Consider the following 26892-nt stretch of genomic DNA (forward strand, 5'->3'; position numbering starts at 1 on the left):
TCCCACCCGAGCTCGATGGCGAAGCGGGGTCGAAGGGGCGGCAGCCCCTGATGGGGGTCCCCAGTGGGGAAGGGACGGGTAGGGGCGGCGGGGGCGAAAGAACCGGCGCTCTCAGCCGGCGGCGACCGCCTTGATCCCCTTACCGTTGAGGTCATCCACGGTCCACTTCTGAAGCCCCCGCAACATCTCCTCCACCGTGAGCTCCTTCTTCATGACCTTCCCCCACTGCTTCTGCATCTCGGAGTACATGGCCGCGTAGTTCGGCCCGTACTGCCACTGCTCCCCCACCCGAGAGGCCGCGGTAGTGATCACCTCCGCGCTGTCCGACTTCCCGTTGAACATCTCGGTGGGAATGATCTTGTCCACGTACGGCGAGACGTCCGTGACCGCCGGGAAGAGCCCGGACTTGGACGCCGGATCGGTGAGCGCGGTCAGCGACTCCTTGCTGCTGCTCAGCCACGCCGCGAACTCGGCGGCCCGGTCCGGGTACTTGCACCCCTTCAGCACGGCCGTGGTGTCGAAGTTGCTGGACGTCTGCGGCTTGGCGGTGTCGAAGACCGGCGCGTCGGCGAGCTGCCACTTCCCCTTGGACTTGGGGAAGTTGGTGTCGTAGATCGGCAGTTGCCAGGTGGAGGTGGTCATCGCGATGGTCGTACCGAGGTCCCAGGTCTTGAAGACACCCGGGTCGGCGTAGGAGGCGTTGGAGGCGAGGTCGTCGTCGACGAGCTGCTGGACGATCTTGCCGGCGGCCAACGCCTCGGGGGAGGTGAAGTCGACCACCCAGTGGTCGCCGTCCACCTTGTACCACTGCGCGCCGGCCGACCAGGAGAGGTCGACCAGGGTGGACGGGTCCTCACCGGCCATGTTGTAGATCTTGACGTCCTTGTCCTTCGCCTGGACCTTCTTGCCGGCCGCGATCAGGTCGTCCCAGGTCTTCGGCGCCTCGATGCCGTACTTCTCGAACAGATCGGCCCGGTAGGCGGTGAACAGCGGCGAGGAACCCATCGGAATACCGAAGGTGGTGCCGCCGGGGCTGACCGCGTTCCAGGCGGCGACCGTGTACTTGCCCTTGTACTGCCCGGCGACCTCGGTGATGTCGGTGAGCAGACCGTCCGCGGCGAAGTTCGCCAGGTTCATCCCGTCCATCTTGGACAGACAGGGCGCGGTGCCGGCGTTCGCCGCGGCACGCAGCTTCTGGTACGCCGTCTCGCCCGCCGCGTTGACGAACTTGATCTGCGTCTCGGGGTGCTCCTTGTTCCACACCTTCGTCTGGGCCTCGATGCCGTCGGTCCAGCTCCAGAACTCCAGGGTGACCTTCCCCTCGGTCTTCGGGGAGGCCGAGGAGTCGGTGTCGTCACCGCCGCAGGCGGCCAGGACGAGCGAGAGCGAGGCCGCAGCGGCCACGGGGACGAGAGTTCTGCTGCGGAACTTGGACATGGGTCCTCCACGGAGGGAACAGGACGGCGCTGTGCTGCGGAGAGCCCGGCGCGAGGACAGTAACCGTTTGCCGTGGACCGTAGGCCGGAGGTGGCACGGACCACAAGAGGCCCGAGAATTTGTTTCGTTAAACTTTCCAGCAGATTACCGACGGGTGGTCGTCAGCCGCCCTCTTCATCCCATTCACGAAGCCCTCGCAGCCGTCCGCCCGCGAGATCGCACCGCTGGACCGGTCATTGACCGGCAGCCGAACGGCCTTCTACCGTGGAATACGTTTACCCATCTCCGTGTCGACATGCCGGACTCGGATCGGCCCGGTATTCCTCTCACCACCCCTCACCAACCCTCATCACCCCTCGTCACCGGTCATCACCGCTCGCCGCCCGCGCACGGCGTAGGGCCCCGACGGGCCGGCGGGCCGACCGGCCGCCGGCATCCGAGCCATACCGCGACACCAGCCGCGCCCCCGCCGTTCCCGCACCCAGGAGCCCCCGCTGAACGCCCACCCCGCCCCCGGCCCCGTCCACCCCACCCCGAACGCCGTCACCGCCCTGCGCCCCGCCCGACTCGCCCGGATCGAGGGCGGTTTCTGGGCCGAACGCCGTCGTGTCAACGCCGAGGTGTCCATCCCGGAGGGCCCCGGACGACTGGAGGCGGCCGGTAACCTCGCCAACCTGCGGGCCGCCGCCGAACTGCGCCGCGCCGACCGCTCCCCGTCCGAGCGCGACGACACCGCCCCGCACTTCGTCGGCGACTTCCAGTTCCAGGACTCCGACGTCCACAAGTGGCTGGAGGCTGCCTGCTGGCAGCTGGCCGACGCCCCCGATCCCGTACTCGCCGCCGATGTGGAGCGGATCGTCACGCTGCTCGCCGACGCCCAGGACGACAACGGCTATCTGCAGACCTACTACCAGCTCGGCGGCGGCGAGCCGTGGACCGAGCTGGGCTGGGGGCACGAGCTGTACTGCGCCGGGCATCTGATGCAGGCCGCCGTCGCCCACCACCGGGCCACCGGATCGCACCGGCTGCTCGATGTCGCCCGCCGCTTCGCCGACCACATCGAGACGGTGCTCGGCCCCGGCGGGCCCGTGGACGGCGTGTGCGGGCACCCGGAGGTGGAGACCGCCCTGGTCGAGCTCCACCGCGCGACGGGCGAGCGGCGCCATCTGGACCTCGCCCGCCACTTCCTCGACCGGCGCGGCCACGGCACCCTCGCCGCGGGCGCCGACCGGGGCCACGACCGCGACCCGGGCCCCGCCTACTGGCAGGACCACACCCCGGTCCGCGAGGCGGACGAGGTGACCGGACACGCCGTACGCCAGCTCTATCTGCTCGCCGGCGCCGCCGATCTGGCCGCCGAGTCGGGCGACGCCGGGTTGCGCGCGGCGCTGGAGCGGCTGTGGGAGGACATGGTCGGCACCAAGACCTACCTCACCGGAGGCGTGGGCTCGCGGCACGACTGGGAGTCGTTCGGCGACGCCTACGAACTGCCGTCCGACCGCGCCTACGCCGAGACCTGCGCCGCCATCGCCTCGGTGCAGTTCAGCTGGCGGATGGCCCTGCTCACCGGCGAGGCCCGCTACTCCGACCTGATCGAACGCACCCTGTTCAACGGCTTCCTGGCCGGCGTCGGCCTCGACGGCCGCACCTGGCTCTACGTCAACCCGCTCCACCTGCGCGCCCACCCCCATGAGCGCCCCGGCGACCAGACCGCCCACCGCACCCCGTGGTTCCGCTGCGCCTGCTGCCCGCCGAACGCGATGCGTCTCCTGGCGAGCCTGCCGCACTACGTCGCCAGCACGGACGGGGGTGAGCACGACAGCGCGGAGAGCGGTGAACGCGCCGGCTCGGAAGGCGGTGCGCGCGGTGGCGCCCCCGGCGGCGGGCTGCGGCTCCACCAGTACGCCACCGGCGTCTACGGCGCCGCCGGCCTCACCGTACGGGTGGCGACCGAGTACCCCTGGGACGGCACGGTGACGGTCACCGTCCAGAGCGCCCCGGCGGTCCCCCGAACCCTGTCGCTGCGTCTGCCGTCGTGGTGCGCCGCCCACTCCCTCACCGTGAACGGCACCGCCGTGCACGACGCGGCGGAGGGCGGCTGGCTGCGCGTCACCCGGGAGTTCCGCGCGGGGGACACCGTCCGGCTCGACCTCGTGATGCCGCCCCGGCTGACCTCGCCGCACCCGCGCGTGGACGCCGTACGGGGATGTGTGGCCGTCGAGCGCGGGCCGCTGGTGTACTGCCTGGAGCAGTCCGACCAGCCGGGCGGGCTGGACCCGGACGACGCGCTGCTCGACCCCGCCGCACCGCTGACCACCCGACGGCGGCCCGACCTCCTGGGCGGCGTCACCACCGTGACCGCCTCCGCGCACGTCCTGCCGCCCGCCGCCCCCGGCACCTGGCCCTACGCACCGCAGGGGACACGGCCACCGGTCTCCGACGAGCCCGTGGAGGTGACGGCGGTGCCGTACTACGCCTGGGCCAATCGTGGGCCGGGCGCCATGCGGGTGTGGATCCGGACGGTCGAGCGGACGGGCGCGTCACAGGGATGAGAGTCGAAACGATGCCCGCGTCACAGCGGCGAGTAAACGGTTACCGCTTTCATCGACATCAGTTGCCGCCTCCATCGGCGCAATCGACCTCTGATGCAGTAACGTCGAACCCGTGACGGTAAACGAAAACGGTCGCCGAAAGAAGCCCGAACCCCATGGGGCCAGACGTCGACGGAACAGCACCGCGGCCGGCGAGCGGCCCAGCACGATTCGGGATGTCGCCGCGAAGGCCGGGGTGTCCGTAGCAACCGTTTCCCGCACACTGGCCGGGAACTACCCGGTGTCCGCGGAGACCAGGGCCCGGGTCATGGCGGCGGTCGAGTCGCTGCACTACGTGGTGAACGTGCACGCCAAGGCGCTGTCGGGGCGGGTCGCGGGCCCGGTCGCACTGGTCATCAAGGACATCACCGGGCCGTCGCTGGCCCATGTCGCGGCCGGGGTGGAGCAGGAGGCCGCCGACCGGGGCCGACTGAGCCTGGTCTGCGCCACGCACGACGATCCGGCCCGCGAGGACGACCTGGTGCAGCTGATGCGCGAGCAGCACGCGGCGGCGGTCGTCCTCGTCGGCGGCGCCGTGCAGGACGAGGCGTACCAGCGGCGTATGTCCGAGTACGCGACGGCGCTGGACGCGGCGGGCTCCCGGCTGGTGCTGGTGGGCCGCCCGCCGCTGCCCGGAAATCTGCCGGTCACGGTGGTGGGGTACGACAACCGGGGCGGCGCCTTCCAGGCCACCGACCATCTGCTCACCGCGGGGCACCGGCGGGTTCTCTTCCTGGGCGGCGTCACCCACCTCAGCACGAGCGAGCAGCGCCGGGACGGCTTCCGGCACGCGCTGCGCGCGCACGATGTGGAGTACCGGGAGGAGCTGGACCTGCCGGGCCCGTACACCCGGGTCTCGGGTTACCAGCGCACCCGGGAGGCGCTGGCGGCCGGGCTGGAGTTCACCGCCGTGTTCGCGGGCACCGACATGGTGGCCACGGGGGCGCTGGCCGCGCTGCGCGAGGCCGGTCTCGACGTCCCGGGTGACGTCTCCCTGGTGGGCTTCGACGACGTCCCGTTCGCCGCCGACCTCTCCCCCGCGCTCACCACGGTGCGGGTGCCGTACGAGGATCTGGGGCGCACGGCGGTCCGGTTGGCGCTGGAGCGCGAGGAGCGCATGGGGGGCGACGACCATGTGGTGCTGAGCACCCAGCTGGTGATACGGCAGTCGGTGCGCACCCTGCGGTGACGGGGCGGCGCGAGCCGGTGCGGTTCGGTGCGCATGTTGCGGTGAGCGGGACGGCGCGAGCCGGCAGTCGGTGCGCGTGGTGCCGTGACGGTCGGCGGGAGCCGACAGTTGCTGCGCATACCGCCGTGGCGGGTCGAGGCGGGCCACCCATCGGCCGACAACCGCCGCATCCAGCACACCCCGGCCGACCGGCGCCGACATACCGATCAAGATGTCCCTCATGCTCGGCCGCATCAGCAGCGACGACGCCGACGCCGTGATGGCTGAGTTCACCGAACAGATCCTCGGCTCGACGAGCACGTCTCCGAGTACCGCATCCCCTGCCCCGGGCACCACCTTGGACACAGCGGTGATCTGGTGGTCCAGCGCCTCCCCGACGCCTACCGGTGGGCCCGCGCGGAAGCCTTGACCCTTGCCCCGGGCCTGGCCGAGCAGGAGACCGCCCGCGACCGTACCTGGTTCGAGGACATGCGTGCAGGAAGGAGCAGCTGGTGACCGCCGCCTTCCCCGCTCGACCACCGCCCCGAACAGGTGCGCCAGTGGTGCGCCCGCTGTGGCGGCCTGAGCACCGACCCGACCCGCTGCCCCGGCTGGCTCACCCACCGCACCCGCGTACGCTTCCACGCCGAGGGCTGGGAGAACGACACCTGGACCGGGACGGGCAGCCCGTAGGACACCCTCGCCGACACGGTGGTGCAGTACGAGCACAAGCGGCGCCACTTCCCCGACATGCCCATGCGGCTCATGGCCGAGCTCACCGTGTACGTACCGGTCGCCAACCCCGCCGACCCCGGCGAGCAGACACGCCAGTTCCTGGACGGTACCGCCGACACCGTGGCGCTCCTCGGCCGCGCCCGTGGCCAGGAACGCGACCGCGCGCTGCGCGCCGAGGCCCGCGAGCCGGTCGCCCGCAGGGGCGACCACAGCGGTCACTTCATGGTCACCGACCACGCCCCGCGCGAGAGGGTGAGGGTGCCGTCCGGGTCGATCCGGACCAGCGCCCCGTACACCGGCAACGCGCCCTCGCGGTTGAGCCGGTTCCGGATGCGCTCCAGTTCGTCCCACAGACGTCGTGGGCCGCCCTGGTGGACCGTCGGGGAGTTCAGAAAGCCGGTCGCGGTGGCCCGGGCCCAGGAGCCGTCCGGGTGCAGCATCCACACCGTGCGCTCCTCGCCCTCACCCCCCTTGCGGTACTCGATTCCGGGGACGAGGAGTTCGAGCATCGACATGACGTCCCAGGAGTCCGGTACATACAGCAGCGGGTACCGGCTGGTGCTCACGTTTTCGCCGTCGGCGTCCTTCACCTTCTCCCACAGCTCATCCGTGCCCCGCTCGTAGTCGTCGCCGTGTCGGGTGCGCATGAACCCGGCCGGGTCCGGCTCGACGCGGCCCACGGCGCCGCCGTCCTCGGTCTTGTCCGCGGTGACGATCAGCCCGGTCCCGGCGAGAGTGGTCACGAGACGTCCGCCGGGTTGCAACGCGGACAACCAGGAGGCCGGTACGGGTCGTACGGACACGGTGGACACGATCCGGTCGTACTCCCCGGGAAGAGGCCCGGTGATGTCGCAGACGACCATGCGCGGGCGCAGCCCGATGGAGTCGAGCCGCGCGCCGGCCGTCATCACCAGATGCGTGTCCACGTCCACGCTCGTCACCAGTTCGTCGCCGACCCGTCGGCACAGCAGTGCGGTGCCGTAGCCGGTGCCGGTGGTCACCAGGACACGGGAGTCGTCGGCGATCATCGCGTGCCGGTACATGGTCACGACCAGGCCCGGCAGGGTGGACGACGACGTCGGGTATCCGTTCGCGACCTTGGCGCCGGGGAAGGCGCTGTCGGCGTGCGCGGGCCCGACGCGCGTCACCAGGGTCTTGTTCGCATAGACCGCCCGCATCCACGCCTCGGGGTCGGACGGCCCGTCCCGCAGCTCCCACGCCTCCGCGCCGCGTGCCCACCAGCGGGGTACGAACAGATGCCGCGGGGTGTTGCCGAGCGGCTCGTACCAGCGCGACTCGGGGCGGACGACGTCGGCCGCCATCCGCCGCGCGTGTGTCTCCCAATCCATTGGCTGCCTCTCCTAGTCGTACGCGGGTTCGCAGGCGTCAGTCTCGGCCGGCGCGCAGTCATCGCTGTCGTTGTCGGGGTTGCAGCCCCGCATGACGCCCTGGGTCACGCCCGGGGACGGCATGCACGAGTCTTCGTTGGGCGTGCATGTGTCCGGGGCGCAACCCCTGCGGTGGCGGCGGGGAATGGAGGCGGCGACCCGCGCCCACTCCTCCCCGGCGAACACCTGCGCCAGGGACCCGGCCTTGACGTCGCCGGAGGGAAGGAACCGGCCCAGCACACACGGCGTGACCTTCCCGTCCGGGAGGATCGCGGCCTTGCCGTCCGCGCACCGCCCGCACAGCGACGACGTGGACGGGATCATCGTTTTCGCGGCGTTGCCGACGCCGCGGACCTGGTCGATGTGTACCCGGGCCACGCCTAACCCGGCCATCTCGGCGCGGGCTTCCTCGGAGCGCTGCCCGTCGCGCATGTGGATGATGCCGACCTTGACGCGGATACCGCGGCGTACGGCCTCGATGATGTTGGCGCGGGTGGAGTCGTGGGAGCCCTTCCGGCCGGTGATCGCGTCGTGCTCGGCCGGGTCGTCGGAGTAGTACGAGGTGCCCAGGGTCACGCGCGGGTGTTCGTAGAGCTCCCAGTGCTCCGCCCGCACCCGGTAGAGGTTGCTGAACACCTGGACCCGCACACCGGCCTCCAAGGCGTACCGGACGAGCGCCGTGAACTCCGGGTGGAGGGTGGGCTCGCCGCCGATGAACTGCACCGTCTCCACGCCGATCGCGGCGGCCTCGTCGATGACACGCCGCCAGTCCTCGCCGGTCATGGTGCCGTGGTCCTTCGTCGGGCCTGCCTCGGCGTAGCAGTGCGACGAGCACGTGAGCTGACAGCGGCCGGTGATCTCCAGCTCAAGGAACGTCAGGGGTGTGGGTGTGGTGGGTGCCTCAGGAGCGATCGTCATGTGTGCATCTCCTTCTTCGAGTTGAGAGGTGGAGCCCCGTCTCCTGCCCATTGCTGAGGGGAGTTGCAGGAGACGGGTGTCTGGGATCAGTTGGACGAGGCCTCCCCTGCCGCGGCCTCTGGCGGGGCGTGGGTGATGGACAGGGGGTGGGAGACGGCGGTGACCTGGCCAAGAAGGACGGCATCCGCGAGCGCTCTGGCATCGCCGTCGGTGACGGGCAGTTGTTGCACGGTCAGCTGGGCTCCTGCGAGGAGGGCACGGCGGATGGCTGGTTCGAGCACGACCTTGAGAACGACTGCTCGGCCGGTCTCCTTCTCCCCGGTGTCACTGGCGAGGAGGGGGCACCCGATGTGTCTCAGGGCAGGTACCCCTTGAGCCGGGGAGCCATCGGTCACGCGGTACGCGCGGGGAAGCCTCGGGTCAGGAGTGGTGAGCAGGCCTTTCTCTTGGAGTTGTTTGAGCTGGTAGTGAACGGATGACGTACTGGCCAGCCCGACCGCCTCGCCGATTTCCCGCAGTGAGGGCGCGAATCCCCGGACTTTCGCTGCCTCGCGGATGAAAGTGAGAACCTTCCGCTGCCGATCCGTCAGTTCCGCTTCGGCCGGCGACGGGGTGTTGCCCTCGGTCTCCGGGATGGCGGTGATCTCGCTCATGCGACGGCCCTCTTCGTGGTCCGCTTCGGATGCCGGCCGCCGCGCGGGCGCATCGTCACGCCCGCCTTGGTCAGAGTGCGGTGGACCATTCCGTACGACCGGCCAGTCTCCTCGCAGAGCGTCCGGATGCTGACGCCGGTGTCGCTCCTGTACCGTGCGACCACCGCCTTGCGGAAAGCCGCTTGCTGGGACGGGGTGAAGCGGCCCTTGATCTTGGCGAAGTGGGTCAGGTCCAACTGATCTGTCATTGCTGTCTGGTTTCACCTTCTAAGAGGTTCACTTCCGTTGGATGTCCGGCGCACGAAGTCGGCGCCGGGGAGCATTCCAGCCACCGGTCGCCTACGCGACGGAGTCCGCACGGCCGGGAGCAGTCCGTCCTGCGGGCTCGATACCCGCCCCGGGCAGGTCGACGATGGTGACGTCCATGAGGGTGGCCGCCAGCTGCCCGGCGACCATCCACCTCACGCGCCAGTCGCGGGCGAACACCGTCGTCGTCTCGTCCAGGACCGGCAGCGGCCCCGTCCCCCGTGAGTAGACCTTGCCGTACACACCATCGAGGGCGACCTGGCCGGCCCGGACGGCCACGACCTTGTTCTTCAGGTGCGGGCACCGGCGCGCGGCCACCGGCGCGCACGCAAGGCACACCGGCGGATGCGTCGTGACCTCCCTCTCCGGCCAGCCCTCCACGCCCCGGTAGTCCTCCAGCAGCCACAGCCTGCCCTGTTCGTTCTCGTCCGAGGGGCCGCCGCACACCTGGCACAGCAGCTTGCGCATCGCCTGCCGCTGCCGGGGCCCGTGCACCGCGTTGAACTCGGGCACCCCGTCGCCCCGACGCAACGCCCACCGCTGCCACAGAGCCCCGGCCTGATCCCGGCCCTCGGCGTTTCCGTTGGCGGCGACGCCGTCCGCGAAGGCGATGCCGTCCTTGGCGAGAACGACGGGCGGCTGCGGCAGACGCTCACCACTCCATGCGGCGATGCAGGGGACCGGGAGGCCCTTGTACAGGAGGCGTTTGGACATGTTCTCTCTCGAGGCGGCAGGGGTGGAGGTGAAGGGGAGCCGACCGTGGTGCATCGAGGGGAAGCGCGTGTCACTCCGCGTCATCTCCCATCAGGTCGATGAGCGCGAGGACGGCCAGGGCGAACCGGCGGAGGTGGCCGTGTGCGTACTCGGAGCAGGGATGCCCGGCACTCAGGCGGATCAGGCGCATGATCTCGTCGAGGGGGTACGGCCTCACAAGGTGCGGCACGAACCCGACGAGCTTCGTGATCGCCTTCCGGAACCGCTCCGCGATGGCGCCGATCTGCTGCGGCGTGGGGCGCGCGTGCTCACCGAGTACCGCCTCCAGGTCCTCGAACATCAGGTCGTCGACGGCCTCACGGACGAGGGAACACCGCAGGGCGGCCAGGGCCGCTTCAAGCGCCTCACGGTCGTTGCGCCACCGAAGGCGCGGCAAAGGGGCGGCGACCGGCATCCCGCCGGGCGCCCGGTCCACCATGACGGCGGCCATCAGGGCGTCTTCTTCGGGGACCGTGAGGGGGACCGGGTTGTCCCTTGAGAAGAGGAGTGCGGACATGTCTCTCTCGCGGTGACGGGGCGGGGAGTTGGAGGGCGCCGACCGCGCGCCGCGATGGGGGAGCTACGCGCGGCCGACGCCGGTCCATGGGGTGCCCGGCGTATGCGGCGGGTCGTTCTCGTGAGATTCGGCTTCGTTCTTCGCCTGCGCGTGCCGGCGCCGGGCGAGCGCCAGGAACCGCGACACCGCGTCAGGGTCGGCGAGGGCACCAGGGCGGTCCATCGGGACGCACCAGTACGAGCGCTCGCCTTCCGGATCGGTGGCCTCGGGCCGTGGCACACCGAGGTAGGAGCCCATCCCAAGGAACTCCGCCCCCAAGCCGTGGCGCGATCTGGTCGCCCACTCCACACGCCGCCCGGTGCCCGCCGGCACGAGGACGTAGTACCACTGGGCGTGCCGGTCAACGAACACAGGTCCGCCGGGCAACGCCTCCGCGAGGAAGGCGTCGACCTCCCGAGGGTTGTCCGTTCCGGCAGCCGCGCGCACCAGGCCGGTCGAGATGCGAACCGCACCGAGGAGACCACCGCACCGAAGAAGCGCCAGCCCTTTCCCGGCCCACTGCTCTGGGGCTTTCCCCGGCTCGAAGGCGGCAGCCAGGAGGAAGGATCGGACCGCGGCATCACGGTCCTCCCAGGTGCGTACGAGCACGCCGGGCCCTGCCTCGACGGGGGCGCGTACGTCGACGGAACTGGCGGATTCTGCGTCTCTGGGGTGGGGCAGTGGGGGACTCCCTGGTCCACGGTTGTGCTCGTCCTGGGTACTCAGCCAACCGCCACACTGCTGCTGTTGTCGCTGCCGTATCGCCGGGAGTTGCCTGCAAGGACCCTGCCGTTTTGGCTATCTCTTTACTCGTCGTTTCGGCGGGACCCTCTAACGTTCTGTTATGCCGGGGACACGGAATGACGCGCTCGCATCATGGATGCAGGAGCACAAAGTGGCCGTCAGGGAGCTAACGTCCCTGGTCAACACAGAGGTCGAGAAGTTGACAGGCCGTTCCGGAACGGTCAACGAGAGACACATCTTCAAGCTGCTCAGGGGCGAACACCGGTCGCCCAACGGCCTGTTGAGGACAGCGCTAGAGAAGGTCACGGGTCTCCCAGCCGCAGAGTTAGGCTTCATCCCCCCGGGGGAGCAAGACTGCTAGCCCCTCCCCTGCACCCGAGGACGACCCCTTGTATCGCCGCACTCTCCTGGCCGCGGCCACCGCCGCTGGCGTCTCCGTTGCTGCCCCGGCTCTCAAAGGGCCCCGGTGCCACCGCCTCAGCTCCAATGACGTCGAGGTATTGAAGGCTGAACTCGTGGCCTGGACCGCCGCAGAGAGCATGTACGGCGGTACCCCGGAGCTGGAGAAACGAGCCGGAGACGTCACCGACGAGGTGATCAGACTCCAGCAAGAGAGCAACACGTCCGCGCGGATCCGCTCCGAGCTCTACACGGTTGCCGCAGCCTTCTCCAACAGCGCCATGTGGGCGGCTATCGACGGCGAGCGCTTCGAGTCAGCCGAACATCACCTGGACAGAACCATCCGCCTCGCTGGCCTGTCCGGCGACCCGGCCACCGAGTTCCGCGTGTGGAGCCACGCCAGCGTTCTATTCCGGCGGCTCGGCCGCCCGACCGACGCCTTGGCCGCAGCCGAGAAGTCCCGGACATGTTCCATCACCCGGCGCGACCCGCTGTTCGCCTCGCTGTCGATGTCCCGTATAGCGCTCAACCACGCCGATCTCGGCGACGGCAGAAGCGCCATGCGCTATCTGGACCTGGCGCAGAAGGCATTTGAGCGCGCCGATCCGAACAAGCGCCGTCCGACCTGGATGGACTATTACGACCAAGCCGAACTCGACCACCTCGCCATGGCCGCGAGCATCCAACTAGCCCACTGGCCCGGAGCCGAGAAGCATGCGCACCGCAGCCTCGCGTACGTACGGCCCGACCTGAAGCGCAACATGGCCCTGGTGCGCGCGAACCTCGCCGTTGCGCAACTTGGCCAGAGAGACCTCGAACAAGCCGTGGCCACCGCTCAGCTCATCCCCGAGGGGATGATGCGGCACGCCCGCGTCCGCGGACTCCTGGACCGCTTCACCGAGCAGGTGACCACCCTCGCCCCCCGTAATCCCGAGGCCCGCGACTGGCAGGCCCTCTACCGAACGGCGGTCGCATGACTGACACCGGCTCTCTGAGGCTTCTCCGCACGAGCGACGTGGAGAAGTACCGGCAACTCATTCTCGACATCCACGTAGAGGTCCGAACCCAGTTCGGACTGATGGAGGACCCCTTCAACGCCGTGGAACGGTTCGACGAGCGCCTGACCAGCTATGCATCCCGGGACGGTTGGGAAGTCATCATCGCCTACCAAGCCGATGAGCCGGCTGGCTACATCTTCGGCTCGCCACTCGTCCGCGGATCGCTGTGGTGGTCATCTATGCGACAGCCCCAGCCGGAGGAGTTCACCCGGGAAACGGGCAGCCGGACGTTCGCTGTCCAAGAAGTCCTGGTCCGCGAGGCGTTCCGTGGCACTGCGGGAGCAGGAGCTTCCCGCCTGTTGCACGAGACCCTTCTCGCCGAGCGCAATGAGGAGCGTGCCACGCTCCTGGTCGACCCCACCCGTTCCGACGGACGGTTGAAGGCGGTATACGAGTCCTGGGGATACCGAGACATCGGCGCGCAACAGCCCTTCGACGACTCGCCAATCTTCGCCACGATGCTGCGAGACCCGCTCCACCAGTAGCTGGAACCCGTGCTGTACGACGACGGGGACTCACCCTAGCCAATCGGAGAACTGTGAGCACCGACAGCGAGTTCTACAAGTGGATGTGCTGTCACGCCCGCATCATGGGATGGGACTTGGACGGATCGGCTGCGAGACATCGCCCATGTTGATGACGGGCACGTTCGGGCCGATCCGCCGGTGCATCACGTCGTCCCCGATGATCTTGGAGCTCGCCAGGAACTGGGCATGCGCCTTGTCCGTCCCCTTCGAGCTGAATGTGTGCTGGGCCGCCATCTGCTTGAAGTCCGTATGCCCGAACGCCGGTGGGATGTGGTCCATGACGGCCTGGATCATCGCGGCGCAGACATAGGGGTTCCCAGCCGCGTTGCGTCGTTCAAGCCCTGGCACAGGGCGATGAGCCTGTACACCTTCCACTTGGTGTTCGTGGCTGCCTGCTCCAGGTCGTCCAAGAGGGCGCCGTCGATGTACGGTGCCCGTTCGGGCTCGGTGTGCAGCGACAACTCCTCTACAACGACGGTCGGCTGGTACTGGGCGGCCGTCTTGGTGACGATCTCGCGTGTCTTCGCGACGTACTCCTCCCCGGTGCGCACGTCACGGAACTGCATCACGCTGCGGGTGATCTTCAACTCCCAGGAGCCGTCCCCGAGGTGGGCGCCCTCGGTGCTGATGGCGGGCTCGTAGGAGAGCAGGTCGGGCAGTGCCACGACGAACCCGGCTCGAGGTCCGGCATCGCGAAACGCCGGTGTCGACTTCACCTCGGCCATGGAGGTCACGAGCGTGCTGAGGGAAACTCGTCCGCTCTGCGAACGCGGCCACGTCCCTCATCAGGTCATCCGTCCCGGACTATTGACTCGGATTCCTGGAAAAGCGATTCTCGTCACATCATCGCTTGTGCCAGCCATGACAACCGGCTACGGCGTCGTGGTTGGTCACGCCCCCGGGAGGGTCTGGCCCATTCGACCGTGCCATTCCCTCGACCAAGGACGTGAGTGATGACGAGGACTCGACGCGCGTTCGGCGGACGCAGACCTCTGCTGGTTCTGACGCTGTTCCTCACCGCGATGGGCATGTTGCTGACCCCCGCGTCGAGTTCGGCCGCCGCCACCGACTGGTGGAACCCCACGTCGCGTCCCTCCCCCGACTCCCGGATCAACGTCACCGGCGAGCCGTTCAAGGGGACCGACTCGGCGGGCGACGTGCGCGGTTTCGTCGACGCGCACAACCACCTGTTCTCCAACGAGGCGTTCGGCGGGCGGCTGATCTGCGGCAAGGTGTTCTCCACCGCGGGCATCGCCGACGCGCTCAAGGACTGTCCCGAGCACTATCCGGACGGCACGCTCGCGATCTTCGACTACATCACCCACGGCGGTGACGGCAAGCACGACCCGGTCGGCTACCCGACGTTCAAGGACTGGCCGGCGTACGACTCGATGACGCACCAGGCGAACTACTACGCCTGGATCGAGCGCGCCTGGCGCGGCGGTCAGCGAGTGCTGGTCAACGACCTGGTCACCAACGGGATGATCTGCTCGATCTACCCGTTCAAGGACCGCGGCTGCGACGAGATGACCTCGATCCGCCTCCAGGCGAAGCTGACGTACGACCTGCAGGCCTACATCGACGCGATGTACGGCGGCACCGGAAAGGGCTGGTTCCGGATCGTCACCGACAGTGAGCAGGCCCGTCAGGTCATCGAGCAGGGCAAGCTGGCCGTGATCCTGGGCGTGGAGACCTCCGAGCCGTTCGGCTGCAAGCAGATCCTCGACGTCCCCCAGTGCGGCAAGGAGGACATCGACAAGGGCCTCGACGAGTTGTACGGCCTGGGTGTGCGCAGCATGTTCCTGTGCCACAAGTTCGACAACGCGCTGTGCGGCGTCCGCTTCGACGAGCACGGTCTCGGAACGGCCATCAACGTCGGGCAGTTCCTGTCGACGGGCACCTTCTGGCAGACGGAGAAGTGCAAGGGCCCGCAGAAGGACAACCCCATCGGCACGGCCGCGTCCGAGGCCGAGGACGACCTGCCGGCGGGCACCGAGGTCCCGGAGTACGACGAGGACGCGCAGTGCAATGTGCGCGGGCTCACCGAACTCGGCGAGTACGCCGTCGAGGGCATGATGAAGCGCAGGATGATGCTCGAGATCGACCACATGAGCGTCAAGGCCACCGGTCAGGTGCTCGACATCTTCGAGGCCGCCTCCTACCCGGGCGTGCTGTCCTCGCACAGCTGGATGGACCTGAACTGGACCGAGCGGGTCTACTCCCTCGGCGGTTTCGTCGCCCAGTACATGCACGGCTCCGAGGAGTTCACCGAGGAGGCCGCGCGCACCGACGCGCTGCGCGAGAAGTACGACGTGGGCTATGGCTTCGGCACCGACTTCAACGGCATCGGCGAACACCCCGCCCCGCGCGGCGCGAGCACCTCGAACCCGGTGACGTACCCCTTCAAGAGCGTCGACGGCGGCTCCACCATCGACAGGCAGACCACCGGTCAGCGCACCTGGGACTACAACACCGACGGGGCGGCCCATGTCGGCATGGTCCCGGACTGGATCGAGGACATCCGTGAGGTCGGCGGCCAGGACGTCGTGAACGACCTCTTCAAGGGCGCCGAGTCCTACCTCGACACCTGGGGCGCCTCCGAGGCCCACCAGGCCGGGGTGAACCTCGCCAAGGGCGTGCCGGCGACGGCCAGCGCGTCCGAGTCGAACCCGTTCACCAGCTACCAGCCCGGCCGGGCCGTGGACGGTGACGACGACACCCGCTGGGCCAGCGACTGGAGCGACGACCAGTGGCTGAGGCTCGACCTCGGCTCCTCCCGCGTGATCAAGAAGGTCACCCTCGACTGGGAGCGCGCGTACGGCAGGTCGTACCGGATCGATGTCTCCACCGACGGCTCGACGTGGAAGACCGTGTGGTCGACGACCACGGGCGACGGTGGCCTGGACACGGCCAGGTTCACCGGCGTCACGGCGAGATATGTTCGGATGCAGGGCGTGGACCGCGGTACGGACTGGGGCTACTCCCTGTACGAGGTCGGCGTGTACAGCAGCTGACCACCGCGACGGGGGAAGGAATCCACATGGCACGCTTGCCGTCGGCCGAGCGGCGCAGACAGCTGACCGAGGCGGCGATCCGCGCGATGACCCGGGACGGCGTCCCCAGGACGACGACCCGGTCCATCGCGGCCGAGGCGGGCGTGTCCCTGAGCGTCTTCCACTACTGCTTCGACTCCAAGCAGTCGCTGGTGGAGTCCGTCATCACCACCATCACCGGGCACTACGTCGCCCTGGTGCGGGAGGCGATCCGGCCCCGGGAGACGCTCAGGGAGACCGTACGGGCCGGTTTCCAGGCGTACTGGGACCATGTGTCCGCCCACCCGGGTGAGCACATGCTCACCTACGAGCTGACCCAGTACGCCCTCAGGGAGCCCGGGTTCGAGCATCTGGCGCGGCGGCAGTACGAGATGTACTGCGACACCTACGCCGAGCTGATCGAAGAGCTGCGGCAGTCCATGGGGTTCGAACTGACGGTGCCCGTCCCGGTGCTGGCGCGCTATCTGGCCGCCATGACGGACGGGCTCACCCTGAACTTCCTGGTCCTGGGCGACGACGCGGCCTGGGCGGACATCCTCGACACGATCACCGACCATGTGGCCGGTCTCGTGCGCGAGGAAGTCCGTCCCTGAGCCGCCCTTCCGGAGGTGTTCGGGAACGCGTGCGTCAGCGCGCCGAGGCCGCGATCAGCTGGTCCAGCAGCGCGATCAGTACGTCACGGCACGAGGCGCGTTCCCGGGCGTCGAAGAGCAGTACGGGGGTGTCCTCGGGCAGGGTCAGGGCGTCGCGGATCTCCTCCGGGGCGTACGGGTGTTCGCCGTAGAAGCCGTTGACGCCGATGACGAACGGGATCTTCCGGCGTTCGAAGAAGTCGATGGCGGCGAAGCTGGACTCGGGCCTGCGCACGTCCACGAGGACCACGGCGCCGAGGGCGCCGATCGCGAGGTCGTTCCACATGAACCAGAAGCGCTGCTGGCCGGGCGTGCCGAACAGATAGAGCACGAGGTCGTGGCCGATGCTGATGCGGCCGAAGTCGAGGGCCACCGTGGTGGCCTGCTTGTCCGGGATGCCGTCGAGGTCGTCGACGCCGAGTCCGGCGGTGGTGAGGGGTTCCTCGGTGCGCAGCGGGACGATCTCACTGACCGACCCGACCATGGTCGTCTTGCCCACGCCGAATCCGCCGGCGATGAGTATCTTCACCGCGTCGGGCGCCGAGGTCCCCTGGGAGGTGGGGTCAGAGCCGGCCAAGGCCGTCCCTCACTTTCTTCAGCAGGTCCAGGTCGGGGGTGCGGGAGATCAGCCGGGGCTGCCGGACGCTGATCCGGCCCGCCTCCAGCAGGTCGCAGAGCATGATGGCGACCACGCTCACCGGGAGGTCGAGCCCGGTGGCGAGCTCCGCCACCACGATCGGCTCGGCGCACAGCCGCAGGATCCGCAGATGCTCGGGCTGCGGCCGGGCGCCCCCGGCGGGCTGCGGGTCCACCGCGGTCACGGTGGTGATGAGGGTGAAGTCGCCGCGGCTCGGCCTGGTCCGGCCGCCGGTCAGGGTGAACGGGCGAACCAGCCGGCCCGCCTCGTCGCCTCCGTTCACCTCACTCGCCGCTGTCGGGCGTGACGGCGACGCCCGCGCGCGGGGCCGCGCTGAGGTGCTCGCCGATCTTCTTGACCAGCATGTTCATCTGGTACGCCACCACGCCCACGTCCGCGCCCTGGCGGGTGAGGACGGCGAGGTTGGCGCCGGGTCCGGCGTTGGTGAGGATCAGGAAGGCGTTGCCCATCTCTATGAGCAACTGGCGCACGGGGCCGCCGCGGAAGTCCATGCTGACGCCCTTGCTGAGGCTCATCAGGCCGGACGCGGTCGCGGCCAGCCGCTCGGCGTCGTCGCGCAGGAACGCGGTGGATTTGCTGACGACCAGTCCGTCCTCGGAGAGCACGACGGCGTGGTCGACCTCGGCGACCCGGTCCACCAGTCCGGTGAGCAGCTGGTCGAGCTGGCTGTGGGTGGCGGGGATGGGGCGTGTCATCTGTGTGTCCTTCATGAGCGGTCTGCGACAGGGGGAGTCGATGGGGAGGTCAGGTGCCGGAGGCGGGTACCCGGTCTCCTGTGTCTTCGGATGCGGATTCCTCCCCCAGTAGGTACTCGGGTTCCGCGTCGTCGTCACGTGCCTGGAGGGTTCCGCGTTGGAATCCGGCGAGCGAGGAGGCCGCGCGTTCGGCGGTGAAGTCGTCGTCGGAGCCGTCGCCCGGGTCGGCCACGTCCTCCTTCAGCTCGGCGGCCAGGCTGGTCTGCGGCACCCGTCGCGGCAGCGGCATCCGCCCGCCGTTCCCGCCGGCCAGGGGCTTCCGGGCGGCGGGGTTGGTGCCGTCGCGGTGCGGGGCGGCGTCGGTGGTGCGCGTGTGCCCTGCGGGCTCCGGCTCCGGCGCGTCGTCCCGGTCGCCGTCCCGGTCCTGGCCGGGGTCCCGGGCCGGTCGTACGGGCTCGGTCTCCGCGGCGGCGACCCGTGCGGCCATCAGCGAGGCGCGTACGGGCGGCGCCGTCGCGTCGGTGCCGTCGTCGGCGGGGGCGGGGGCCTCACGGACCACGATCTCGTGCGGGATCAGCACGATCGCGGTGGTGCCGCCGTAGGGCGAGGAGCGCAGGGTGACGGCGATGCCGTGCCGGGTGGCGAGCCGGGCGATGACGAACATGCCGAGCCGGAGGTCGTCGGCGAGCGCGACCACGTCGAACTGCGGAGGCACCGCGAGCTGGGCGTTGAACGCCTCGTAGTCCTCCCCGGACATGCCGAGTCCGCGGTCCTCGACCTCGATGGCGAGGCCCTTGGCCACCACCGCGGCGCGAACGCCGACGGGGCTGGGGGCGGGCGAGTAGGAGGTGGCGTTGTCGATGAGCTCGGCGAGCAGGTGGATGACGTCGGCCACGGCGGGCGGGGCGATCCACACGTCGTCGTCGGTGTGCACCTCGACCCGCTGGTACTCGGCGACCTCGCCGACGGCGCTGCGCAGGATGTCGATCAGCGCGACCGGTTCGCTCCAGGTACGGCCGGGGCGCTCGCCGCTGATGATGACCAGGTTCTCCTCGTAGCGGCGCAGTTGGCTGGCGGTGGAGTCCAGCTCGTACAGGCCCTTGAGGATCTCGGGGTCCTGGTGCCGGCGCTCCAGCTTGTCGAGCTTGGTGAGCTGGAGGTTGACCAGGTTCTGGCTCTGCCGGGCGATGCCGAGGATGACCCGCTGGAAGCCGCGCCGGGTGTCGGCGAGTTCGACCGCGGTGTGCACGGCGGTGCGCTGGGCGATGTTGAAGGCACGTGCCACCTGGCCGAGTTCGTCGGTGCCGTAGTCCAGCGGGGCCGCGGCGGCGTCCACGTCGACCTTCTCGCCGCGCTCCAGGCGGGCCACGACGTCGGGCAGCCGCTCCTGGGCGAGGCTGAGGGTGGCGGTCCTGAGGCCGCGCAGCCGGCGGGACAGGGAGCGCGTGATGCGCCAGGACATCACGATGCACAGCAGCAGTGCGGCGAGACCGCCGGCGCTCAGCGAGCCGGCCTTGATCAGCAGGCCGCGCGCCTCCTCACCACTGCGGTCCAGCAGCCCCCGGGTCTGCTCCCGGATCAGCTGCTCGTACTGGGCCGACAGCTGGGCCATGGCGGCGTCCCAGCGCTCCTGGGCGTTCGGCAGCTGAGTCGTGCGGGACTTTCCGGTGCCCTTGGTGGGGGCCGAGAGGACCTGGTCCTCCACGGCGAGCAGGGCCTGCCAGTCCCGGCCCTGGACGATCCGCTCGACCCGGGTCTTCACCTCGCCCTGCAGCGAGGGGACGAGCTGGTTGTCGACGAGCCAGCGCCGGGCGTTGACCACCTGGGCGAAGCGGTCCCGACTCGCCTCGTCGAGCTTCCCGGAGGGCCAGTTCAGGGTGAGGAGGGCGTCCTCCTGGGAGACCAGCTCCGCCGCCTGTTCCAGGGTGATGAGCGGTCCGGCCTGCGAGGTGAGGTCGCCGTCGTCGACCTGGGAGAGCTCCTGGAAGGCGTGGATCTGGTCGTCGATGATCGAGGAGTACTGTTCGAGGACCTGCTCGGGGGTGATGTCGGTGGGGTTGTCCACCTGGTCGCGGTAGTACTCCAGGCTGCCCGTGCCGGCCATGACGGAGTACAGCCGCTCACCGATGCGGTCCGGGGCGTCGTCGATCGCGTCGGCCTTCGCGGCCAGCCTGGCGACCGTCGCGTCCGTCACCTTGCGCTGCTGCCTGAGGGCCTCCATGAAGCTGCCGGGGGCCGCCATGAAGGCGGCGGACAGGGCGCGTTCGCGCTGGAGGGCGAGGGCCGCGTCGGTTCCCATGGCACCGGTGGACTTGCTCAGTCCGGTCTGCGACCGCAGCCGCAGTCCCTCGGAGAACATCTGGGTCGTCGTCACGGCCCAGCTCGCCGTGAGCGTGACACTGGGGATCAGTGCCAGCAGGATCAGCGAGAGACGTATGGAGCCGAGACGGCGCCGGGCGCCGGTCCGTGAGGGCATCGTCGTCCTTGGGCGGTGAGCGGGGAGTGGAGGGGATCAGGGGTACGGCACACAGGGGATGCGCAGGATGTTATCCGTACAAGTGAACGCACGTGTCAGGGGAGGTCGAAAGCTTGGCGTCGCCGTTACACGAGCATTCCGGTTGCTTGGTCTCCGCCATGTGCCCATGTCCGAATGGACGATTCCGTTTGTCCGTTGGGGCCGGCTCACGGGGGAGGCGCGTCGGCGTCACGTCAGCGCGTGCCGTTCGCCGCGAACTTCGCGATCCCGGCGATGTTCTTCTTGGTGACGAGCGCGGGGCCGGTGAGCACGGGCTCCACACCGCCGCCGCTGATGTTGCCGTTGGTCTTGTAGAGCCAGAGCTCGTCGACCGCCAGATAGCCCTGGAGGTAGGGCTGCTGGTCGACGGCGAACTGCACGTCCCCGTTCTGCACGGCCTTGACCAGGTCGTTGTTGAGGTCGAAGGTGGCGATCTTCGCCTTGCTCCCGGATTCGTCCACCGAGTCCACGGCGGCGAGCGCGATCTGCGCGCCGAGGGTGACGACCTCGTCGATGCTGGGGTCCTGGTTCAGTTTCGCGGCGATCGTGCTGGTGACGGCGTCCATGTCGGTGCCGTCGACGTACAGGCTCTCGGTCCGCCCGCCGAAGGTCTTGCGCACTCCGGCGCAGCGGGCCTCCAGGGCGACGTTGCCGCGCTCGTGGATGACGCACAGGGTGTGCTCGGCGTTGCGGGCGTCCAGTTGGTCGCCGAGGGTTTGGCCCGCGATGCTCTCGTTCTGTCCGAAGAAGCCGAGCAGGCCCTGTGCCTCCCAGGCGTCGATGCCGGAGTTGAGGCCCACCACGGGTATGCCGGCGGCACGGGCCTCGGCGACCGCGCCCTGCATGGCCTGCGGCTTGGCCAGGGTCACCGCGATGCCGTCGACCTTGTCGGCGATCGCCTCCCGCACCAGTTCCGCCTGGCCCGCGGCGTCGGGGTCGCTCGCGTAGGTCAGCTCGATGCCGTCCTTGGCGGCGGCGGCCTCCGCACCCTTGCGCACCCGGTCCCAGAAGGCGTCCCCCTCGGCCCCGTGGGAGATGAGGGCCACCTTCATCCCGCCGCCCGCCCTGCCCCGCGCACCGCTGTCCGACGCGGAGTCCGATCCGCCGAGGACGGAGCAGCCGGCCACCGTCAGACAGATGGCGGCGGCGAGTGCCGTGGCGCGGAGGGCTGTGGAGAAAGCGTGGGACGCGGGGGGTGGATTCATGAGGGTGCGACACCTCGCTGTGCGACCGGAACGGAACGGGAGAGCGAAGTCTCACGATCACCGCGATGACGTGCGGCGACTGGCTGACTTTCGCTGGGCGGAGCCAATCGCGTGTGACGCCTCGTAGTCAAGTGAACAACGAAATCGATGTAGTGCTGTGACTACGGAGCGCTGATCAGCGCACACGTGTCACCACGTACGGCGCGGAAATCCGAGGGGCCCCGTCATCGCCGTACGACCGTACGCAAGGGGCGATTCCCGGCCAACCCGGCGCCCGTGCCCCAAGGCCCTTGCCAATGGCTGAAATTCGCACAGGAAAGCGGCAACCTCTTCACCTTCGGCGACGACTGCTCGGCGGACCACCCCCCTCCACACGGAACGGAAGCGACGCGTGAGCGACAACCGCAGCAAGGCCCGCCACCGGAGAAGGAAGACAGCGCTGGTCGTCGGCGTCCCCCTGGCCCTGGCCGCCGCCGGCACCATGGCCTACGGCACGGTCTTCGGAGTGTTCGGCGAGGACGCCCTGCCGAAGGCCGCGGCGGCCGGGCCCGCCTGGGCCGCCGAGACCGCCGACGGGTTCGCCTCGGTCAACGCCCTGGGGCAGAACGGCACCTACGGCGGCCGGGACGGGAAGACGGTCACCGTGAAGACCCTCGCCGACCTGGAGAAGTACGCGACCGCCGCCGAGCCGTACATCATCGTCGTCGCCGGAACCATCAACATGAACCCGGTGGGCAAGGAGATCAAGGTCGCCTCGGACAAGACGATCGTGGGCTCGGGGACCTCCGGGCACATCGTCGGCGGCGGCTTCTTCCTCGGCTCGGGCGTCCACAACGTCATCATCCGCAACTTGACGATCCGTGACTCCTACCAGGGCACCTGGAACGACAAGGACCACGACTTCGACGCCGTCCAGATGGACGGCGCCCACCACGTCTGGATCGACCACAACGACCTGCGGCACATGGCCGACGGCCTGATCGACAGCCGCAAGGACACCACCTACGTGACGGTGTCGTGGAACAAACTGAGCCAGAACAACAAGACCTTCGGCATCGGCTGGACCACGAACACCACCGCAGACCTGACGATCCACCACAACTGGTTCCGCGAGACCGAGCAGCGCAACCCGTCCACCGACAACGTCGCCCACGCGCACCTCTACAACAACTTCCTGGAGGACGTGGCCGGCACGGACATCACCTCGTCGTACGGCAACTACGCGCGCGGCAACACCAGGATGGTCCTGGAGAACAGCTACTTCCAGGGCATGAGGAACCCGGTGACCAAGAACGCCACGGCCGCCCTGGTCCAGCGCGGCAACGTCTTCTCCGGCACCTCCGGCCGCAACGAGAGCGGCGGCACGGCCTTCGACCCCAAGGCGTACTACAGCTACACCCTGGACAAGGCGGCCGATGTGCCCGCGCTGCTCAAGTCCGGTGCGGGGCCGCGCAGTTCGATCGGTACGACAGCGACGACCACCGCCGCCGCGGCCACCACGCTCACCGTCGCCAAGGACGGCAGCGGCCAGTTCACCAGCGTGCAGAAGGCCGTCGACGCGGTGCCCGTGAACAACACCTCGCGGGTGGTGATCTCGGTCGCGCCGGGCACGTACCGGGAGGTCGTCAAGGTCCCCGCCAACAAGCCGCACGTCACCATCCAGGGCTCGGGCGGCAGCCGCAAGGACACCACGATCGTCTACGGCAACGCGTCCGGCACGCCCAAGCCGGGCGGCGGCACCTACGGCACCGGCGGCAGCGCCACCGTCGCCGTGGAGGCGGACGACTTCCAGGCCCGCAACCTGACCATCTCCAACGACTTCGACGAGGCCGCCAACCAGTCCCTCAACGGCCACCAGGCGGTCGCCCTGCGCACCGCGGCCGACAAGGTGGTCCTCGACGGCGTCATCGTCACCGGCGACCAGGACACCCTGCTGCTGGACACGGCGGCGAAAGACAGGCTCGGCCGGGTCTACGTCACGAACTCCTACGTCATCGGCAACGTCGACTTCATCTTCGGCAGGGCCACGGCCGTCGTCGACAGGTCGGTCATCACCCTGAAGAAGCGCTGGAACGGCACTTCCGCCGGCTACGTCACCGCCCCGAGCACGGCCGCGAACCGCAAGGGCTTCCTGATCACCAACTCCACCGTCAACGGCGACGTCTCCGACCGGAGCTTCTACCTCGGCCGCCCCTGGCACGCGGGCGGCGACGCTTCCCTCGACCCGCAGACGACAGTCCGCAACACCACCCTCAGCGCCGCCGTCAAGACCACACCGTGGACCGACATGAGCGGCTTCTCGTGGAAGGACGACCGCTTCGCCGAGTACAAGAACACCGGCCCCGGCTCGGGCGCCGCGAGCAGCGAGCGCCCGCAGCTGACCGACGCGCAGGCCGCCGACCAGGAGGTCGCGGACTGGCTGGGCGGCTGGACGCCGGGCGTCTGACACCGCCGAGTACAGCGAGAGACGCACCGCCCCGAGTTTTTGTTATCCCGCCCGGGGCCGGTGCGTCTCCTGTTCGTAGCCCCTCGCGCGGGCCGACGCGGGCGCGGGCTGCGAACCGTACCCGAGACCTCAAGGACCTCCACCGTGACAGCACAGATCAGCCGCCGGAGCATGCTGAAGATCGCCGGAACCGCCGCGGGCGCGGCGGGGCTCGGCGTCGGCACGGCCGCGGTGGCGACACCGGCCGCGGCGGCGGGTGGCGCCTACGCGCACCCCGGTCTGCTCCACACCAAGGCGGACCTGGCCCGTATGGCGGCCAAGGTGAAGGCGGGCGCCGAGCCCTACAAGGCGGGCTTCGCGAAGCTGGCCGCCAACCGCCACGCGCAGAGCGGCTGGCAGGCCAACCCGCAGGCGACCGTGGTCCGAGGCGGCACCGGTCAGAACTACGTGACCTTCTACAACGACGTGCACGCCGCCTACCAGAACGGCCTGCGCCACCACGTCACCGGCGAGGCCGAGTACGCCGACACCGCCGTCGCGATCCTCAACGCCTGGTCGGCGAAGCTCACTTCGCTGGCGGGCAGCGCCGACCGCTTCCTGGCCGCCGGGCTGTACGGCTACCAGATCGCCAACGCCGCCGAACTCGTCCGTGACCACCCCGACTTCGCGCTCGACCGTTTCCAGGAGATGCTGAGCGGCATCTTCGGCACGGTCAGCGACGACTTCCTGGTGAACCACAACGGCGCGGTCATCACCAACTACTGGCCCAACTGGGACCTCGCCAACATGGCCTGCGTCCTGGCCACCGGCATCTTCTGCGACGACAGGGCCCAGGTCGCCCGCGCCGTCGACTACTTCAAGAACGGCGAGGGCCTCGGCGCCGTCAAGAAGGCCATCCCCGTCGTCCACGACGACGGTCTCGCCGAATGGCTGGAGGCCGGCCGCGACCAGGGCCACGCGCTGCTGGGCGTCGGTCTGATGGGCACGTTCTGCGAGATGGCCTGGAACCAGGGCATCGACCTGTACGGCTACGACGACAACCGCTTCCTCAAGGGCGCCCAGTACGTGGCCAAGTGGAGCCTGGGCGGCAAGGTGGCCTACACCGAGAACACCCGCGCCAAGGGCGCGATCAACGGCTGGTCCGGCCGGGAGACCGCGTCCCAGGCGGCCGGCGTCGACCCGAACATGACGCGCCCGATCTGGGCCATGATCGCCAACCACTACACCAAGCGCCGGGGACTCGACGCCTCGTACGTCACCCGCATCGCGGCCAAGGCGGCCCCCGAGGGCGGTGGCGGCGACTACGGCCCCAACAGCGGCGGCTACGACCAACTGGGCTTCGGCACGCTGACGTTCACGCGGGACAAGGCGACGAAGGCGGAGGCGGAGGCGTCTCCGACGGCGTCCGCGGCAGCGGCGGGATCGGACTCGGGGTCAGATTCCGGCTCCGGCTCCGGTTCCGGCACGCGGTCCGGTTCGGGTGCGGAGAAGGGCGGCTCGGCGGCCTCCGCGAGCGCCCAGGGCGGACGCGGTGAGGACCTGGCCTCCACCGGCAGCACCGACTTCGTGGCCTGGACCGCCGCCGGCGGTGTAGCCGCCCTCGCGGGTGGCCTGCTCCTCCTGCGCCGCCGCAACAACCGCCCGGGCGGCGGCGCCCACAGCTAGCCCGATCACGGCTCACCCGGCCACCGTCGTCCCCGAGTGCCACGCAACGTCCTCGCAACCTGGCGGGGCGTTCACTACGGCCATGGATGTGGTCCCGCGTGTAGAGCTGACGCCCGCTGCCGCCGATCTGGTGCGGCGGCTGCGGGCGGTCCACGGCCCGTTGATGTTCCACCAGTCGGGCGGCTGCTGCGACGGCAGCGCGCCCATGTGCTACCCGGACGGCGAGTTCCGTACCGGCGACTCGGACGTCCTGCTGGCCGAGTTGCGGGTCGACGGCGTCGACGAGGCCGTCGGTTTCTGGATGTCCCGCGGCCAGTACGAGGTGTGGAGCCACACCCGGCTGATCGTGGACGTCGTACCGGGCCGGGGCAGCGGTTTCTCCCTGGAAGCACCCGAAGGAGTGCGTTTTCTGATCCGTTCTCGCCTTGTCGACGCATAGCCACCGCACGACCGGTCCTCGTCTGGTCCACTCCCCTTGAGTCCTGCGACAGTTGACGAGACTTCAGGGGGCACCGTGACACGTCGTGGCGCACGGTTCAGAACGGTACTGACGGTTCTCGCGGCATGGAGTGTGCTGGCCGGGGCGGCCCTCGTGGGGGCGGCACCGGCCGGCGCCGTGTCGAGGGCCGTCGAGCTCGCACCGGGCATCGAGTACACCCGGTTCGACATCCAGGCGGCCAAGGGCGTGGCCCAGGCGCACGTCCTGAGCGTCGATCTGCGCAGCCGCCAGGTGGGCGTCGGCCTGCTGTACCCGGGGAAGTGGCCGCGCGGGCGACCGTGTCCCGGCTGG

General features: G+C 69.6%; 25 protein-coding genes and 1 pseudogene. 11 read left to right on the forward strand and 15 right to left on the reverse strand.

The window, feature by feature from the left end; translation table 11 throughout:
• Positions 1-111: 111 nt before the first annotated feature.
• Positions 112-1437: an ABC transporter substrate-binding protein gene (locus tag STRIP9103_RS23960; RefSeq protein ID WP_009321000.1), complete on the reverse strand. Its 1326-nt coding sequence runs from the start codon at positions 1435-1437 to the stop codon at positions 112-114.
• A gap of 494 nt (positions 1438-1931) precedes the next feature.
• On the opposite strand from STRIP9103_RS23960, the gene STRIP9103_RS23965 reads away from it, so the two are divergent.
• The 3 genes from STRIP9103_RS23965 (at position 1932) to STRIP9103_RS50080 (ending at position 5889) form a co-directional block, all read left to right on the forward strand.
• Complete coding sequence (locus tag STRIP9103_RS23965; protein ID WP_048820862.1) at positions 1932-3989, forward strand: glycoside hydrolase family 127 protein; 2058 nt, start codon at positions 1932-1934, stop codon at positions 3987-3989.
• A gap of 112 nt (positions 3990-4101) precedes the next feature.
• Positions 4102-5217, forward strand: coding sequence for a LacI family DNA-binding transcriptional regulator (locus STRIP9103_RS23970; protein ID WP_009321022.1), 1116 nt, complete (start codon positions 4102-4104; stop codon positions 5215-5217).
• A 531-nt stretch (positions 5218-5748) separates the two neighbouring features.
• Complete coding sequence (locus STRIP9103_RS50080) at positions 5749-5889, forward strand: hypothetical protein (RefSeq protein ID WP_158696905.1); 141 nt, start codon at positions 5749-5751, stop codon at positions 5887-5889.
• A gap of 257 nt (positions 5890-6146) precedes the next feature.
• Here STRIP9103_RS50080 and STRIP9103_RS23980 read toward each other — a convergent pair whose 3' ends face one another.
• The 7 genes from STRIP9103_RS23980 to STRIP9103_RS24010 form a co-directional block, all read right to left on the reverse strand.
• Positions 6147-7280: a methyltransferase domain-containing protein gene (locus STRIP9103_RS23980; protein WP_009321010.1), complete on the reverse strand. Its 1134-nt coding sequence runs from the start codon at positions 7278-7280 to the stop codon at positions 6147-6149.
• 12 nt (positions 7281-7292) lie between these two features.
• On the reverse strand, positions 7293-8237 hold the full coding sequence (locus tag STRIP9103_RS23985; protein ID WP_009321013.1) for a radical SAM/SPASM domain-containing protein: 945 nt from the start codon (positions 8235-8237) through the stop codon (positions 7293-7295).
• Positions 8238-8323: 86 nt separating this feature from the next.
• A complete protein-coding gene (locus STRIP9103_RS23990; RefSeq protein ID WP_009321002.1) occupies positions 8324-8890 on the reverse strand; it encodes a LexA family protein in 567 nt (188 codons plus the stop codon).
• Complete coding sequence (locus tag STRIP9103_RS23995; RefSeq protein ID WP_078614028.1) at positions 8887-9138, reverse strand: helix-turn-helix domain-containing protein; 252 nt, start codon at positions 9136-9138, stop codon at positions 8887-8889. The genes STRIP9103_RS23990 and STRIP9103_RS23995 overlap by 4 nt, the downstream gene beginning before the upstream one ends.
• Before the next feature lie 91 nt (positions 9139-9229).
• Positions 9230-9910 carry a hypothetical protein gene (locus STRIP9103_RS24000; RefSeq protein WP_009321011.1) on the reverse strand — a complete coding sequence of 227 codons (681 nt, stop codon included), beginning with the start codon at positions 9908-9910 and terminating at the stop codon, positions 9230-9232.
• 70 nt (positions 9911-9980) lie between these two features.
• Positions 9981-10466 (reverse strand): DUF6415 family natural product biosynthesis protein, encoded by a 486-nt coding sequence (locus STRIP9103_RS24005; RefSeq protein ID WP_009321017.1) that lies wholly within the window; start codon positions 10464-10466, stop codon positions 9981-9983.
• 63 nt (positions 10467-10529) lie between these two features.
• Positions 10530-11114, reverse strand: coding sequence for a hypothetical protein (locus STRIP9103_RS24010; protein ID WP_009320995.1), 585 nt, complete (start codon positions 11112-11114; stop codon positions 10530-10532).
• 635 nt (positions 11115-11749) lie between these two features.
• Here STRIP9103_RS24010 and STRIP9103_RS24020 point away from each other — a divergent pair.
• Together STRIP9103_RS24020 and STRIP9103_RS24025 are read left to right on the forward strand one after the other, a co-directional pair.
• Positions 11750-12625, forward strand: a complete 876-nt coding sequence (locus tag STRIP9103_RS24020) for a hypothetical protein (RefSeq protein WP_048820867.1) — start codon at positions 11750-11752, stop codon at positions 12623-12625.
• Entirely contained in the window at positions 12622-13191 is a 570-nt protein-coding gene (locus STRIP9103_RS24025) for an acetyltransferase (protein ID WP_048820868.1), read from the forward strand. The genes STRIP9103_RS24020 and STRIP9103_RS24025 overlap by 4 nt, the downstream gene beginning before the upstream one ends.
• 102 nt (positions 13192-13293) lie before the next feature.
• Here the strand turns inward: STRIP9103_RS24025 and STRIP9103_RS24030 are convergent, their stop codons facing one another.
• Complete coding sequence (locus tag STRIP9103_RS24030; RefSeq protein ID WP_141575557.1) at positions 13294-13512, reverse strand: hypothetical protein; 219 nt, start codon at positions 13510-13512, stop codon at positions 13294-13296.
• An 11-nt stretch (positions 13513-13523) separates the two neighbouring features.
• Positions 13524-13898 (reverse strand): hypothetical protein, encoded by a 375-nt coding sequence (locus tag STRIP9103_RS24035; RefSeq protein WP_141585868.1) that lies wholly within the window; start codon positions 13896-13898, stop codon positions 13524-13526.
• A gap of 288 nt (positions 13899-14186) precedes the next feature.
• Here STRIP9103_RS24035 and STRIP9103_RS24040 point away from each other — a divergent pair, with 288 nt between their 5' ends.
• Both STRIP9103_RS24040 and STRIP9103_RS24045 read left to right on the forward strand, forming a co-directional pair.
• Positions 14187-16247, forward strand: a complete 2061-nt coding sequence (locus STRIP9103_RS24040; RefSeq protein WP_181800547.1) for a galactose-binding domain-containing protein — start codon at positions 14187-14189, stop codon at positions 16245-16247.
• 26 nt (positions 16248-16273) lie between these two features.
• On the forward strand, positions 16274-16879 hold the full coding sequence (locus STRIP9103_RS24045) for a TetR/AcrR family transcriptional regulator (protein WP_009321012.1): 606 nt from the start codon (positions 16274-16276) through the stop codon (positions 16877-16879).
• A gap of 34 nt (positions 16880-16913) precedes the next feature.
• Here the strand turns inward: STRIP9103_RS24045 and STRIP9103_RS24050 are convergent, their stop codons facing one another.
• The 5 genes from STRIP9103_RS24050 to STRIP9103_RS24070 all read right to left on the reverse strand — a co-directional run bounded on the left by STRIP9103_RS24050 (position 16914) and on the right by STRIP9103_RS24070 (position 21991).
• On the reverse strand, positions 16914-17495 hold the full coding sequence (locus tag STRIP9103_RS24050) for a GTP-binding protein (protein ID WP_009320993.1): 582 nt from the start codon (positions 17493-17495) through the stop codon (positions 16914-16916).
• Positions 17482-17838 carry a DUF742 domain-containing protein gene (locus tag STRIP9103_RS24055; RefSeq protein WP_009321020.1) on the reverse strand — a complete coding sequence of 119 codons (357 nt, stop codon included), beginning with the start codon at positions 17836-17838 and terminating at the stop codon, positions 17482-17484. Before STRIP9103_RS24055 ends, STRIP9103_RS24050 begins: the two co-directional genes overlap by 14 nt.
• 1 nt (position 17839) lies before the next feature.
• Positions 17840-18271 (reverse strand): roadblock/LC7 domain-containing protein, encoded by a 432-nt coding sequence (locus tag STRIP9103_RS24060; RefSeq protein ID WP_009320985.1) that lies wholly within the window; start codon positions 18269-18271, stop codon positions 17840-17842.
• Between the two features lie 49 nt (positions 18272-18320).
• Entirely contained in the window at positions 18321-20747 is a 2427-nt protein-coding gene (locus STRIP9103_RS24065) for a nitrate- and nitrite sensing domain-containing protein (RefSeq protein WP_009321021.1), read from the reverse strand.
• A gap of 233 nt (positions 20748-20980) precedes the next feature.
• Positions 20981-21991 (reverse strand): substrate-binding domain-containing protein, encoded by a 1011-nt coding sequence (locus tag STRIP9103_RS24070; protein WP_009321015.1) that lies wholly within the window; start codon positions 21989-21991, stop codon positions 20981-20983.
• 391 nt (positions 21992-22382) lie between these two features.
• Here STRIP9103_RS24070 and STRIP9103_RS24075 point away from each other — a divergent pair, with 391 nt between their 5' ends.
• The 4 genes and pseudogenes from STRIP9103_RS24075 to STRIP9103_RS24090 form a co-directional block, all read left to right on the forward strand.
• A complete protein-coding gene (locus tag STRIP9103_RS24075) occupies positions 22383-24437 on the forward strand; it encodes a pectinesterase family protein (RefSeq protein WP_009321004.1) in 2055 nt (684 codons plus the stop codon).
• A 171-nt stretch (positions 24438-24608) separates the two neighbouring features.
• Positions 24609-26102: an alginate lyase family protein gene (locus tag STRIP9103_RS24080; protein WP_048820870.1), complete on the forward strand. Its 1494-nt coding sequence runs from the start codon at positions 24609-24611 to the stop codon at positions 26100-26102.
• 82 nt (positions 26103-26184) lie between these two features.
• Positions 26185-26541, forward strand: coding sequence for a DUF779 domain-containing protein (locus tag STRIP9103_RS24085; protein ID WP_009321009.1), 357 nt, complete (start codon positions 26185-26187; stop codon positions 26539-26541).
• 75 nt (positions 26542-26616) lie between these two features.
• A pseudogene (locus STRIP9103_RS24090) lies at positions 26617-26892 on the forward strand (hypothetical protein); the annotation flags it as partial.

This window comes from Streptomyces ipomoeae 91-03, assembly GCF_000317595.1.
In the GTDB taxonomy this organism is placed as follows: domain Bacteria; phylum Actinomycetota; class Actinomycetes; order Streptomycetales; family Streptomycetaceae; genus Streptomyces; species Streptomyces ipomoeae.

Excerpts from the sequence above, each read along its gene's own strand:
- STRIP9103_RS24085 (WP_009321009.1), top strand. The coding sequence starts at position 26,185 with ATGGATGTGGTCCCGCGTGTAGAGCTGACGCCCGCTGCCGCCGATCTG.
- STRIP9103_RS24030 (WP_141575557.1), bottom strand. The coding sequence starts at position 13,512 with ATGGACCACATCCCACCGGCGTTCGGGCATACGGACTTCAAGCAGATG.
- STRIP9103_RS23990 (WP_009321002.1), bottom strand. The coding sequence starts at position 8,890 with ATGAGCGAGATCACCGCCATCCCGGAGACCGAGGGCAACACCCCGTCG.
- STRIP9103_RS24065 (WP_009321021.1), bottom strand. The coding sequence starts at position 20,747 with ATGCCCTCACGGACCGGCGCCCGGCGCCGTCTCGGCTCCATACGTCTC.
- STRIP9103_RS24040 (WP_181800547.1), top strand. The coding sequence starts at position 14,187 with ATGACGAGGACTCGACGCGCGTTCGGCGGACGCAGACCTCTGCTGGTT.
- STRIP9103_RS24025 (WP_048820868.1), top strand. The coding sequence starts at position 12,622 with ATGACTGACACCGGCTCTCTGAGGCTTCTCCGCACGAGCGACGTGGAG.
- STRIP9103_RS24080 (WP_048820870.1), top strand. The coding sequence starts at position 24,609 with ATGCTGAAGATCGCCGGAACCGCCGCGGGCGCGGCGGGGCTCGGCGTC.
- STRIP9103_RS23960 (WP_009321000.1), bottom strand. The coding sequence starts at position 1,437 with ATGTCCAAGTTCCGCAGCAGAACTCTCGTCCCCGTGGCCGCTGCGGCC.
- STRIP9103_RS23995 (WP_078614028.1), bottom strand. The coding sequence starts at position 9,138 with ATGACAGATCAGTTGGACCTGACCCACTTCGCCAAGATCAAGGGCCGC.
- STRIP9103_RS23980 (WP_009321010.1), bottom strand. The coding sequence starts at position 7,280 with ATGGATTGGGAGACACACGCGCGGCGGATGGCGGCCGACGTCGTCCGC.
- STRIP9103_RS24045 (WP_009321012.1), top strand. The coding sequence starts at position 16,274 with ATGGCACGCTTGCCGTCGGCCGAGCGGCGCAGACAGCTGACCGAGGCG.
- STRIP9103_RS24000 (WP_009321011.1), bottom strand. The coding sequence starts at position 9,910 with ATGTCCAAACGCCTCCTGTACAAGGGCCTCCCGGTCCCCTGCATCGCC.
- STRIP9103_RS23985 (WP_009321013.1), bottom strand. The coding sequence starts at position 8,237 with ATGACGATCGCTCCTGAGGCACCCACCACACCCACACCCCTGACGTTC.
- STRIP9103_RS24005 (WP_009321017.1), bottom strand. The coding sequence starts at position 10,466 with ATGTCCGCACTCCTCTTCTCAAGGGACAACCCGGTCCCCCTCACGGTC.
- STRIP9103_RS24060 (WP_009320985.1), bottom strand. The coding sequence starts at position 18,271 with ATGACACGCCCCATCCCCGCCACCCACAGCCAGCTCGACCAGCTGCTC.
- STRIP9103_RS24070 (WP_009321015.1), bottom strand. The coding sequence starts at position 21,991 with ATGAATCCACCCCCCGCGTCCCACGCTTTCTCCACAGCCCTCCGCGCC.